Raw genomic sequence first — 11,377 nt, forward strand, 5'->3', positions numbered from 1 at the left:
GCTCCAGGAATTTTCCTGGCTCAAGCAACACACAAACACAAAAAAACAATGGGGATTGTTATGACACAACAAGGGGATGCTGTAGCCGGGGAGCTGGCGACAGAAAAAGTGGGCATTAAAGGGTATCTGGCTTTTTTTCTCACCATAATCTTTTTTTCCGGTGTTTTTTCCGGAACAGACAGCTGGTGGCGCGTTTTTGATTTTTCCGTTCTGAACGGATCGTTTGGGCAACTGCCTGGTGCGAACGGAGCCACCACCTCATTTCGCGGGGCGGGTGGCGCGGGGGCTAAAGATGGCTTTCTCTTTGCGCTGGAGCTGGCACCGTCAGTCATTCTCTCTCTGGGGATTATTTCAATTACCGATGGTCTTGGTGGATTACGCGCCGCGCAGCAGTTAATGACACCTGTGCTAAAACCGTTGTTGGGCATTCCAGGGATCTGCTCGCTGGCGCTGATCGCTAACCTGCAAAACACGGATGCCGCCGCCGGTATGACCAAAGAGCTGGCGCAGGAAGGGGAAATTACCGAACGCGATAAAGTGATTTTCGCCGCATATCAAACCAGCGGTAGCGCCATCATCACCAACTACTTCTCTTCCGGCGTCGCGGTGTTTGCCTTTCTGGGCACGTCCGTAATCGTACCTTTAGCCGTCATCCTGGTGTTTAAATTTGTCGGAGCCAACATTTTGCGCGTCTGGCTTAACTTCGAAGAACGTCGCAACCCAACGCAAGGAGCGCAAGCATGACAACTCAGGTCCGCAAAAATGTCATGGATATGTTTATCGATGGTGCGCGCCGTGGCTTTACTATCGCCACGACCAACCTGCTGCCAAACGTGGTGATGGCGTTTGTCATCATTCAGGCGCTGAAAATTACCGGCCTGCTCGACTGGGTGGGGCATATCTGTGAACCCGTAATGGCGCTGTGGGGATTACCCGGTGAAGCGGCAACCGTCCTTTTAGCCGCATTAATGAGTATGGGCGGCGCAGTCGGTGTTGCCGCCAGTCTGGCGACCGCCGGCGCATTAACCGGTCACGATGTCACCGTTTTACTGCCCGCGATGTATTTAATGGGCAACCCGGTGCAAAATGTCGGTCGCTGCCTGGGGACAGCCGAAGTGAATGCCAAATATTACCCGCATATCATTACGGTCTGCGTGATTAACGCATTGCTGTCGATCTGGGTTATGCAGCTTATTGTTTAACAAGGAGTTACCATGATTGATTATACCGCAGCCGGTTTTACCCTGCTGCAGGGAGCGCATTTGTATGCGCCGGAAGATCGGGGAATTTGCGATGTCCTCGTCGCTAACGGCAAAATTATCGCCGTTGCCAGCAATATCCCTTCTGACATTGTACCGGACTGCACGGTTGTCGATCTCAGCGGGCAGATCCTCTGTCCTGGTTTTATTGATCAACACGTCCATTTGATTGGTGGTGGCGGCGAAGCAGGTCCCACGACGCGCACGCCAGAAGTGGCGCTAAGTCGCCTGACGGAAGCGGGCGTCACGTCAGTGGTTGGTCTGCTGGGCACCGACTCTATCTCTCGCCACCCGGAATCCCTGCTCGCCAAGACCCGTGCGCTCAATGAAGAAGGCATCAGCGCCTGGATGCTGACCGGCGCTTATCATGTCCCTTCCCGCACCATTACAGGTTCCGTGGAAAAAGACGTGGCGATTATCGATCGTGTGATTGGCGTGAAATGCGCCATCTCTGATCACCGTTCTGCCGCACCGGACGTTTATCACCTGGCTAATATGGCGGCGGAATCCCGCGTTGGCGGTTTGCTCGGCGGTAAACCTGGCGTCACCGTGTTCCACATGGGCGACAGCAAAAAGGCGTTACAGCCTGTCTATGACCTGCTGGAAAACTGCGATGTGCCGATCAGCAAGTTGCTGCCGACCCACGTTAACCGCAACGTTCCGTTGTTTGAGCAGGCGCTGGAGTTCGCGCGCAAAGGCGGCACTATCGATATCACCAGCAGCATTGACGAACCGGTCGCCCCTGCCGAAGGTATTGCCCGCGCCGTTCAGGCGGGTATTCCGCTGGCACGCGTCACCCTCAGCTCCGACGGCAACGGTAGCCAGCCGTTCTTCGATGACGAAGGGAATTTAACCCATATCGGTGTTGCCGGTTTTGAAACGTTGCTGGAAACCGTGCAGGTGCTGGTCAAAGACTATGATTTCAGTATCAGCGATGCCCTGCGCCCGCTCACCAGTAGCGTAGCCGGTTTCCTTAACCTGACCGGGAAAGGCGAAATTCTGCCAGGCAATGATGCTGACTTGCTGGTCATGACGCCAGAACTGCGCATTGAGCAGGTATACGCTCGCGGCAAACTGATGGTCAAAGACGGCAAAGCCTGCGTGAAAGGAACGTTTGAAACGGCTTAAACGGTTGTCAGCCGCCCGAATGGACGTAGAATGCCCGCAAGGGCGGCTGACAGAGTAAAACGTAATGGATGACTGTGGTGCGATTTTGCATAATATTGAAACCAAATGGCTTTATGATTTTCTGACCCTGGAAAAATGCCGCAATTTTTCCCAGGCGGCAGTCAGTCGCAACGTCTCGCAACCGGCATTCAGCCGCCGCATCCGTGCGCTGGAACAGGCGATTGGTGTTGAATTGTTTAACCGCCAGGTAACGCCGCTGCAACTCTCAGAACAAGGGAAAATCTTCCATTCGCAGATCCGCCATCTGTTGCAACAGTTAGAGAGCAATCTGGCAGAGCTGCGTGGCGGCAGCGATTACGCGCAACGAAAAATCAAGATAGCCGCTGCACACTCTCTTTCCCTCGGGCTGTTACCGTCCATTATCAGCCAGATGCCGCCGCTCTTTACCTGGGCAATTGAAGCTATTGATGTCGATGAAGCGGTCGATAAACTGCGTGAAGGGCAAAGTGACTGTATTTTTTCCTTTCACGACGAAGATTTGCTGGAAGCGCCGTTTGACCACATTCGCTTATTTGAATCTCAATTGTTCCCTGTCTGCGCCAGTGACGAACACGGAGAAGCACTTTTTAACCTCGCGCAGCCACACTTTCCGTTACTGAATTACAGCCGCAACTCCTACATGGGGCGATTGATTAATCGCACCCTGACGCGCCACAGTGAGTTAAGTTTCAGCACCTTTTTTGTCTCTTCGATGAGCGAGCTTTTAAAGCAGGTTGCCCTCGACGGCTGTGGGATTGCCTGGCTGCCGGAGTACGCCATCCAACAAGAAATTCGCAGCGGGAAGCTCGTTGTACTGAATCGGGACGAACTGGTGATCCCGATTCAGGCCTATGCATACCGAATGAATACCCGCATGAATCCAGTTGCCGAACGCTTCTGGCGTGAACTGCGCGAGCTGGAGATTGTGCTTAGCTGACATTCTCCAGCATCGCACTACACCAACCGCCATTATCCCAGACCAGATCAAACGTTAGCGGTTCACCGTCGTGGTACAGCATTATCTCAAGGCTGATCGCCAGAGTGTGGCAGTACGCTTCTTTAAAATTAACCTGCAACGCCGCAATCCGTGGCTCATGAAATAACAGTGCAGAACGCAGCTGACGGCAATACCAGCTCTGGAGATGTTTGTCGCTCTGGTTATGCACTTGCCACTCTGGCATGCCTGAAACAAGTAATGACGGTAATGCCGAATGAGGAGAATTAAAAAGAGTGAGGATATCGCTGCATACCGATTTACGCAGCAATGACGTTTTATTGCCTGAAATTTCAGGTAAAACAGCCTGAAGTGATTGGCGCATCATTTTGCGCACTCCTGACGTTTAGCAACATATGCGGCTTGCCCTGAACACCGGGCACCACTGTATTGATGCTCATTTTCCATAGCCATTCCCTTTTGTTCATTACATCCATGTCAGTCTGAGACAGGCCTGAATCCTGTCAGCAAAGTATAAAACCTTACTTGCCTATGAATATCTACTGACTTTTCAGGAAAAAAGTCATGATTTGATAAAAATCATCAAACTCAAAAAAAAACCGCTAGTATATTCTGAATATTCCGAATAGTTATGTAGATGAAAATACTTGTCACCGCCGCTACTTAATTCCGATGGGAAATTATTTATTTCCGCATAATCAGCCATGTATTATTTGAAACAATTAGTTTGTAAATAATATAAATTGATAACATATCAAATACATCAAAAATACCATTCACAGGCATTATTAATATAGACATCAATATAGCAACATCAAATTCCAATTAGTAATAAGATATGCTTTTTAATTGCATGAAAATAATTTCAAATGAGCGTTTTTTGATACTTTAGAGTGTTTCCTACCCTTTAATATCACCGTGTAGAGTTGATATCACTACAACAGAAACATGCATGTCATTTGTTTACTTCTCTTTTTACTACAGAAAAATTTATCTATTTTTCTAAACATCAGTGAAATACTCCTAAAAGGTAACTATTATGTCTATGCCATTAAGCAATGCCCTTCAGAGTCAAATTATTACAGATAATCACTTCCTTCATCACCCAAAAGTCGACAATGAGTTAACACGTAAATATGAACGAGCTCGCCTGGATACGGAAAATATCTATCTTCTGCCTCTTGCTCGTGGCAATAACCATAATTACGATGGAAAAAGCGTTGTCGAAATTAGAAAACTTGATATTAGTAAAGAGTCCTGGCCATTTAATTATGTGACAGAAGCATGCAGAGAATCCGATGGTATTACAACAACAGGACGTATGCTCTATCGAAACTTGAAAATCACCTCAGCTTTAGACGAAATATATGGTGGTATATGTAAAAAGGCGCATGCTGCTACAGAATTAGCAGAAGGTTTACGGCTAAATTTATTTATGAAGAGCCCTTTCGATCCTGTTGAGGACTATACAGTTCATGAAATAACATTAGGCCCTGGTTGCAATGTTCCAGGTTACGCCGGAACCACGATAGGATATATTTCAACCCTTCCAGTTTCTCAGGCAAAAAGATGGACCAATGAGCAGCCAAGAATTGATATCTATATTGATCAGATAATAACTGTCTCAGGGGTAGCAAATTCTTCCGGATTCGCCCTTGCCGCATTATTTAATGCTAATATTGGAATGGGAAATGACCCAATAATTGGTATAGAAGCCTATCCCGGTACCGCGGAGATCCATGCAAAAATGGGATATAACGTTATCCCCGGTGATGAAGATGCGCCACTCAAACGCATGACTCTGCAACCGTCATCTCTTCCAGAACTGTTTGAATTAAAAAATGGTGAATGGAATTATATTGGTAAATAGCCACTGAGAAGAATGAGTACTAATATTCAGGTTATACAGATATTTAAACAATACCCTGCAATTTACAAAGTAATACTCATTGCGACTTCTTAATTTAAGAAAGCGCAAGGAACGTTTACCCTTGCGCTTATTATAATAAGTCAGGCGTCGACTTTATCCAGCGGCCATGAATCAAACAGATAGCCGTCAAAATAAATATCGTCAACGTTCGAGAATTCCAGCAGACGTTGCTTAACGTTTTCCAGATGCTGCCACATTGCCAGCTTCGCCGCTCGGGCATCTTTTTTGATTAACGCGGCGAGGATCTGTTTGTGATCGCCCAACCACTCTTTGCGATACAGGCTGTCATCCAGATGGCTGTGCAACTGGATCCACATTGGGTTGTTTTCCCGCCACTGCCAGGACTGACGGAACAGCTCCACCAGCATGCTGTTATGCGTTGCTTCGGCAATAGCGAGATGGAACTGCATGTCACCGCTTTCGCTGCTGCCCGGCGCACTGGAAGCCAGTTCACGCTCTTCCAGTTGCAATGCCTGACGCATTTTGACGATATCTTCGCGGGTAGCCTGCAGGGCGGCAAACTCGGCGATGTTACTTTCCAGTAACTGACGCGCCTGTAACAGCTCAAAAGGACCCGCATCATTGCAGACGTTGGCATCCGGACTGTCTGTGTTGTGGCTGCCTGAGCTATCAAGAACATAGATACCGGCACCCCGGCGCACTTCCACCAGCCCTTTGATCTCCAGCATGATCAGCGCTTCACGTACCACCGTCCGCGTGACATCAAGCATTTCTGCAATTTCACGCTCCGGCGGCAGCCGTTCGCCAGGGTTGTACGGCGTCTTTATGATCAGATCGCGGATCATCGCCCCGACTTCCTGGTAAGGTCTTTGCGCAGAGGTGGCAGATTTCATGGTGTTGTGTCCGTTAGGTGCGGTTAATCAAATTTTTGCCGGATGCGGCGTGAACGCCTTATCCGGCCTACAACGGGCAATTTTACGGCCCCCGTTAATCTCAAACTATACCATTAGCACTGGAAGTTGGCACGTACAGGTGGGCAAAAAAACGAAAACTGGTCAACCAAATATCAGTTTGATTGACCAGTAAGTCTGTAGGGTAATCAGTTAGTTACAGCGCAGCCACACACTCGCGCGCACCGCGTTCGCACAGCTGCTGATATGCCGCCGTCACTGCGCCAACAAAGTCGGCATTCTGCGGCAGATCATCGGCAAAAATACCGCTCAGGCCCAGCAGCGCTTTCACGCGGTCTGCGCCCTGATACTGCGCGTTAATCTTCTGGAACTCGGCCAGCATCGGGTCGACCACGTCAATGGCATTACCCTGCTCATCCACGCCCTGGGTGTAACGCATCCAGCCAGCCACGCCCAGCGCCAGGTGACGCCAGCTACCGCCGTTTTGCAGGTGCAGACGCACCGGATCCAGCAGACGCTGCGGTAACTTCTGGCTGCCGTCCATTGCAATCTGCCAGGTACGGTGACGCAGAGATGGGTTGCTGAAACGCTCGATCAGCAGCGTCGCATAGGCGTTCAGGTCCGTACCTTCCGGCATCGACAGCGTTGGCGCTTGTTCCTGCATCATCAGGGCAAAGGCCGCTTTGCGATAATCCGGGTTAGTCATGGTGTCGGCAATAGTTTCATAGCCGCCGAGGTAACCGAGGTACGCCAGGAAAGAGTGGCTGCCGTTCAGCATACGCAGCTTCATCATTTCGAACGGCACAACGTCTGCAACGAACTGTGCGCCCACTTTATCCCAGTCCGGGCGACCATTAACGAAGTTATCTTCAATCACCCACTGACGGAACGGTTCGCAGGCAATGGCGCACGGGTCGTAAACACCCAGCTGGTCAGCAATTTCCTGTAAGGTTTCTGGCGTCGCCGCCGGAACGATGCGGTCAACCATGGTGCATGGGAAGGTGACGTTCTCTTCAATCCATGCCGCCAGCTGCGGATCGCGTGCCTGAGCCAGTCCCAGTACCGCGACCTTCGCCACATGACCGTTTTCACGCACGTTATCGCAGGACATCACCGTAAACGCTTTCAACCCTTTTTCACGACGCAGACGCAAGGCTTCGACGATGTAACCAATCGCGGACTTCGGCGCAGTCGGGTTTTCCAGATCGTGCTTGATCAGTGGGTTATTGAGATCCAGTTGACCGCTTGCCGCATCAGCGCAGTAGCCTTTTTCCGTGACCGTTAGAGAGACAATCGCCGTTTGCGGACGCGCCATCGCGTTGAGAATACCTTCGCAGCCATCGATTTCCGGATGCAGCGCTTCTTTCATCGAACCGATAATTTTCAGCTCGGTGCTCTCTGCGCCTTTTTCCGCTACGGTGTACAGCAGTTGCTGTTTTTTCAGGTTTTCGATCAGCACGCGGTCGTTGCCTGGCATCAGGTTAACTTCGCAGATGCCCCAGTCGCTGTCGGTGCTTTCCAGCAGATGATGGGTATACAGCGCCTGGTGCGCGCGGTGAAACGCCCCGCAACCGAGATGCACAATGCGTGATTCCAGACGAGAATGATCCCATGACGGGCGGGCAACCGGCAGATTGCTGTCAACAATAGTAGTCATCGTAAACTCCAGAATCCGTCTTCAAAGAGTGACGGCAAGGAAGAAGGAACCGGCACGGCGCGCAGCCATGCCGGTGGATATTAACGGCTAAAGAAAGCGCGCTGGATCGCCAGTTCGACACCGCGAACTTCGGCCAGGCCTTTCAGACGACCAATTGCGGAGTAACCTGGGTTGGTTTTCTTCTTCAGGTCGTCCAGCATCTGATGACCGTGGTCCGGACGCATCGGGATCAGGTCTTCTTTGCCTTCCGCTTTACGACGGTGTTCTTCTTCAACAATCGCTTTCACCACTTCGTACATATCAACGTCACCGTTCAGGTGCGCCGCTTCGTGGAAGGTTTTCGGGTTATCTTCACGCATGGTGGAGCGCAGATGGGTGAAGTAAATACGCGGACCGAACTGCTTGATCATATCAACCAGATCGTTGTCAGCACGCACGCCGTAGGAACCGGTGCACATGGTAAAACCGTTTGCCATGCTGTTTACGGTATCAACCATCCACTGCATATCTTCAATGGTGGAAACAATGCGCGGCAGGCCGAGGATCGGGCGCGGCGGATCGTCCGGGTGAACAGCCATACGCACGCCAACTTCTTCGGCAACCGGAATAATCGCTTTCAGGAAGACGGCAAAGTTTTCGCGCAGTTTGGCTTTGTCGATATCTTTGTACAGCTCCAGGTGCTTACGGAACTGGTCGAGGGTGTACCCTTCTTCCGCGCCCGGCAGACCAGCGATGATGTTACGGGTCAGACGCGCTTTGTCTTCGTCGCTCATAGTGGCGAAGCGTTCAGCTGCCTGAGCAATTTCTTCTTCGGTGTAATCCGCTTCCGCGCCTGGACGTTTCAGGATATGCATTTCGAATGCAGCGAATTCGATCTGGTCGAAGCGCAGAGCTTTGGAGCCGTCTGGCAGCACGTATTCGAGGTCAGTACGGGTCCAGTCGAGCACCGGCATGAAGTTGTAGCACACGGTGCGAATGCCACACTGCGCCAGGTTGCGCAGAGTCTGCTGATAGTTAGCGATCCACTGCTCATAGTTGCCAGTGTGGGTTTTGATATCTTCGTGAATTGGTACGCTTTCTACGACAGACCACACCAGGCCTGCGTCTTCAACGATCGCCTTGCGTTTGAGGATCTCTTCTACGGACCATACTTCGCCGTTCGGGATATGGTGCAGCGCGGTAACCACGCCAGTTGCGCCCGCCTGACGGACATCAGCTAAAGAAACCGGATCGTTTGGGCCGTACCAGCGCCAGGTCTGTTCCATGATTTTTCCTCTTTCACATAGTGGGTTCCACAGCAAAGAGACGCGGAACCCTGGAGTTGTTTAGGTATCCGGATGAACAACCAGACCGCAGCCGTGGCGTTGCATCGGATGAGATGGCGTATAAGTTCTACCTTTTGGTAAGACATGTCAACCCGAATTCTGAAATTGGTTAACCACATCACAAGAATTTCACTCTCCTGGTTGTTGCTGCAAATTGCAGCAAAAGGTTATCGATGGTTATTGATCAGAGGATGTGACATTCATCGCAACAATGGTTGACCAATTTACATAACATGTCGCCCAAAATAACAACGGTTCAACCAGGTAAGGTAAAACGTTATGCATGTGCTTAACATTCTCTGGGTAGTATTCGGTATCGGCCTGATGCTGGTACTGAATTTGAAGTTCAAAATCAATTCAATGGTGGCTTTGTTGGTGGCGGCGCTGTCCGTCGGGATGCTGGCGGGCATGGATTTGATGTCGCTGCTGCACACTATGAAAGCGGGCTTCGGCAACACGCTGGGGGAACTGGCTATCATCGTGGTGTTCGGTGCGGTCATCGGTAAATTGATGGTCGACTCCGGCGCGGCTCACCAGATAGCGCATACGCTGCTGGCGCGTCTCGGTCTGCGCTATGTACAGCTGTCGGTGATTATCATCGGCTTGATTTTTGGTCTGGCGATGTTCTATGAAGTGGCCTTTATCATGTTAGCGCCGCTGGTTATTGTTATTGCCGCCGAAGCTAAAATTCCGTTCCTGAAACTGGCGATCCCGGCAGTAGCAGCTGCCACTACCGCACATTCACTGTTCCCACCGCAGCCGGGTCCGGTGGCGCTGGTGAATGCTTATGGCGCGGATATGGGGATGGTTTATATCTATGGCGTACTGGTGACGATCCCAAGTGTAATCTGCGCAGGTCTGATCCTGCCGAAGTTCCTCGGCAATCTTGAGCGCCCAACGCCATCATTCCTGAAAGCAGATCAACCGGTAGATATGAATAATCTGCCCTCTTTCGGCGTTTCGATTCTGGTGCCGCTGATCCCGGCGATCATTATGATCTCTACCACCATCGCCAATATCTGGCTGGTAAAAGATACCCCTGCCTGGGAAGTGGTTAACTTTATCGGTTCCTCGCCGATTGCAATGTTTATTGCGATGGTGGTTGCATTCGTACTCTTTGGCACCGCACGTGGTCATGACATGCAGTGGGTGATGAACGCTTTTGAAAGCGCGGTGAAGAGTATTGCAATGGTGATTCTGATCATCGGTGCGGGTGGCGTGCTGAAGCAGACTATCATCGACACCGGCATTGGCGACACCATCGGCATGTTGATGTCCCACGGCAATATCTCGCCCTACATCATGGCATGGCTGATCACTGTGCTAATTCGTCTGGCGACGGGTCAGGGTGTCGTTTCGGCGATGACCGCCGCCGGGATTATAAGTGCTGCAATCCTAGATCCAGCAACTGGTCAGCTGGTTGGCGTGAATCCGGCGCTGCTGGTACTGGCGACGGCTGCGGGTTCCAACACCCTCACCCACATTAACGATGCATCTTTCTGGTTGTTCAAAGGTTACTTTGACCTGTCAGTAAAAGACACGTTGAAAACCTGGGGTCTGCTGGAGCTGGTCAACTCCGTGGTTGGGCTGATTATTGTGCTGATTATTAGCATGGTAGCGTAAAAGGACACCAGAGCCTGCCAATGGCAGGCTCTGACTGATGACAAACTCTAAAAATGTGCCCAGACAGTCCTCTCGCCCCTCTGGGGAGAGGGTTAGGGTGAGGGGAAAAGACCAGCAAAGTGCGCTTTGTTTATGCCAGATGCGACGCTAACGCGTCTTATCTGGCCTACAAAGGGCTAACGTGCAGGTTTTTAGCTTCGGGTAATATTGCGTACCTGCATTAGCAATGCCCTGTGATTTCTTTATTGATAAACAAAAGTCACGCCAATAATCGATTGCACATTCCCTGCAGTCACCTGCCCTCCGGTACGTGCGTAATTTGCCGTTAATCCCAGACTTACCGCCGAAGTCCCTACTGCTCCTAACGATACCGTGTTATTCGCTGGAATAATCGTACCGTTGCGCGTCAACTGTACGCCGACGCCCTGCGCTGGTGAAAACGACGCGGTATTGGTGAAAATCGGGTGATGCTGCCAACTTACTGATTTAGTGTATGATGGTGTTTTTGAGGTGCTCCAGTGGCTTCTGTTTCTATCAGCTGTCCCTCCTGTTCAGCTACTGACGGGGTGGTGCGTAACGGCAAAAGCAC

General features: G+C 50.9%; 13 protein-coding genes and 1 pseudogene. 7 read left to right on the forward strand and 7 right to left on the reverse strand.

The window, feature by feature from the left end; genetic code table 11:
* Positions 1-60: 60 nt before the first annotated feature.
* The 4 genes from ACJHXA_RS18370 (at position 61) to hypT (ending at position 3,363) form a co-directional block, all read left to right on the forward strand.
* A complete protein-coding gene (locus ACJHXA_RS18370) occupies positions 61-744 on the forward strand; it encodes a nucleoside recognition domain-containing protein (RefSeq protein ID WP_001295597.1) in 684 nt (227 codons plus the stop codon).
* Positions 741-1,202 (forward strand): YjiG family protein, encoded by a 462-nt coding sequence (locus tag ACJHXA_RS18375; protein WP_000211971.1) that lies wholly within the window; start codon positions 741-743, stop codon positions 1,200-1,202. Before ACJHXA_RS18370 ends, ACJHXA_RS18375 begins: the two co-directional genes overlap by 4 nt.
* A 12-nt stretch (positions 1,203-1,214) precedes the next feature.
* Complete coding sequence (iadA, locus tag ACJHXA_RS18380) at positions 1,215-2,387, forward strand: beta-aspartyl-peptidase (RefSeq protein WP_000568417.1); 1,173 nt, start codon at positions 1,215-1,217, stop codon at positions 2,385-2,387.
* Positions 2,388-2,451: 64 nt separating this feature from the next.
* Complete coding sequence (hypT, locus tag ACJHXA_RS18385; protein WP_000340740.1) at positions 2,452-3,363, forward strand: hypochlorite stress DNA-binding transcriptional regulator HypT; 912 nt, start codon at positions 2,452-2,454, stop codon at positions 3,361-3,363.
* Here the strand turns inward: hypT and iraD are convergent.
* From iraD to ACJHXA_RS18400, 3 genes are all read right to left on the reverse strand, one after another.
* Positions 3,356-3,748, reverse strand: a complete 393-nt coding sequence (gene iraD / locus ACJHXA_RS18390) for an anti-adapter protein IraD (RefSeq protein ID WP_000986204.1) — start codon at positions 3,746-3,748, stop codon at positions 3,356-3,358. The two genes, hypT and iraD, sit on opposite strands and share 8 nt — an antisense overlap.
* A complete protein-coding gene (gene idlP / locus ACJHXA_RS18395) occupies positions 3,745-3,828 on the reverse strand; it encodes an iraD leader peptide IdlP (RefSeq protein WP_120795393.1) in 84 nt (27 codons plus the stop codon). Before idlP ends, iraD begins: the two co-directional genes overlap by 4 nt.
* A gap of 115 nt (positions 3,829-3,943) precedes the next feature.
* The gene (locus ACJHXA_RS18400; protein WP_001317451.1) at positions 3,944-4,087 is read right to left on the reverse strand and encodes a hypothetical protein; all 144 of its coding nucleotides are present in this window, start codon (positions 4,085-4,087) and stop codon (positions 3,944-3,946) included.
* Positions 4,088-4,420: 333 nt separating this feature from the next.
* On the opposite strand from ACJHXA_RS18400, the gene ACJHXA_RS18405 reads away from it, so the two are divergent.
* Complete coding sequence (locus tag ACJHXA_RS18405) at positions 4,421-5,251, forward strand: DUF2686 family protein (RefSeq protein ID WP_000062557.1); 831 nt, start codon at positions 4,421-4,423, stop codon at positions 5,249-5,251.
* 140 nt (positions 5,252-5,391) lie between these two features.
* Here the strand turns inward: ACJHXA_RS18405 and uxuR are convergent, their stop codons facing one another.
* The 3 genes from uxuR to uxuA all read right to left on the reverse strand — a co-directional run bounded on the left by uxuR (position 5,392) and on the right by uxuA (position 9,105).
* On the reverse strand, positions 5,392-6,165 hold the full coding sequence (gene uxuR, locus ACJHXA_RS18410) for a Uxu operon transcriptional regulator (protein ID WP_000833686.1): 774 nt from the start codon (positions 6,163-6,165) through the stop codon (positions 5,392-5,394).
* A gap of 214 nt (positions 6,166-6,379) precedes the next feature.
* A complete protein-coding gene (locus tag ACJHXA_RS18415) occupies positions 6,380-7,840 on the reverse strand; it encodes a fructuronate reductase (RefSeq protein WP_000208194.1) in 1,461 nt (486 codons plus the stop codon).
* A gap of 80 nt (positions 7,841-7,920) precedes the next feature.
* Positions 7,921-9,105: a mannonate dehydratase gene (uxuA, locus tag ACJHXA_RS18420; RefSeq protein WP_000438582.1), complete on the reverse strand. Its 1,185-nt coding sequence runs from the start codon at positions 9,103-9,105 to the stop codon at positions 7,921-7,923.
* Positions 9,106-9,444: 339 nt separating this feature from the next.
* Between uxuA and gntP the strand changes: the two genes are divergently transcribed.
* Entirely contained in the window at positions 9,445-10,788 is a 1,344-nt protein-coding gene (gntP, locus tag ACJHXA_RS18425; RefSeq protein WP_000558251.1) for a gluconate permease GntP, read from the forward strand.
* 242 nt (positions 10,789-11,030) lie between these two features.
* Here the strand turns inward: gntP and ACJHXA_RS18430 are convergent.
* Positions 11,031-11,249, reverse strand: a pseudogene (locus ACJHXA_RS18430) (fimbrial protein); the annotation flags it as partial.
* Positions 11,250-11,306: 57 nt separating this feature from the next.
* Here ACJHXA_RS18430 and ACJHXA_RS18435 point away from each other — a divergent pair.
* A partial coding sequence (locus ACJHXA_RS18435) for an IS1 family transposase (protein ID WP_001568368.1) occupies positions 11,307-11,377 on the forward strand: 71 nt, incomplete at its 3' end.

The organism is Escherichia sp. WS33 (genome assembly GCF_046486385.1).
In the GTDB taxonomy this organism is placed as follows: domain Bacteria; phylum Pseudomonadota; class Gammaproteobacteria; order Enterobacterales; family Enterobacteriaceae; genus ECMA0423.

What these genes read in the sequence shown, in the direction of transcription:
- iraD (WP_000986204.1), bottom strand. Translation starts at nt 3,748, where the DNA reads ATGATGCGCCAATCACTTCAGGCTGTTTTACCTGAAATTTCAGGCAAT.
- ACJHXA_RS18375 (WP_000211971.1), top strand. Translation starts at nt 741, where the DNA reads ATGACAACTCAGGTCCGCAAAAATGTCATGGATATGTTTATCGATGGT.
- ACJHXA_RS18415 (WP_000208194.1), bottom strand. Translation starts at nt 7,840, where the DNA reads ATGACTACTATTGTTGACAGCAATCTGCCGGTTGCCCGCCCGTCATGG.
- gntP (WP_000558251.1), top strand. Translation starts at nt 9,445, where the DNA reads ATGCATGTGCTTAACATTCTCTGGGTAGTATTCGGTATCGGCCTGATG.
- uxuR (WP_000833686.1), bottom strand. Translation starts at nt 6,165, where the DNA reads ATGAAATCTGCCACCTCTGCGCAAAGACCTTACCAGGAAGTCGGGGCG.
- hypT (WP_000340740.1), top strand. Translation starts at nt 2,452, where the DNA reads ATGGATGACTGTGGTGCGATTTTGCATAATATTGAAACCAAATGGCTT.
- uxuA (WP_000438582.1), bottom strand. Translation starts at nt 9,105, where the DNA reads ATGGAACAGACCTGGCGCTGGTACGGCCCAAACGATCCGGTTTCTTTA.
- iadA (WP_000568417.1), top strand. Translation starts at nt 1,215, where the DNA reads ATGATTGATTATACCGCAGCCGGTTTTACCCTGCTGCAGGGAGCGCAT.
- ACJHXA_RS18400 (WP_001317451.1), bottom strand. Translation starts at nt 4,087, where the DNA reads ATGGCTGATTATGCGGAAATAAATAATTTCCCATCGGAATTAAGTAGC.
- idlP (WP_120795393.1), bottom strand. Translation starts at nt 3,828, where the DNA reads ATGGAAAATGAGCATCAATACAGTGGTGCCCGGTGTTCAGGGCAAGCC.
- ACJHXA_RS18370 (WP_001295597.1), top strand. Translation starts at nt 61, where the DNA reads ATGACACAACAAGGGGATGCTGTAGCCGGGGAGCTGGCGACAGAAAAA.
- ACJHXA_RS18405 (WP_000062557.1), top strand. Translation starts at nt 4,421, where the DNA reads ATGTCTATGCCATTAAGCAATGCCCTTCAGAGTCAAATTATTACAGAT.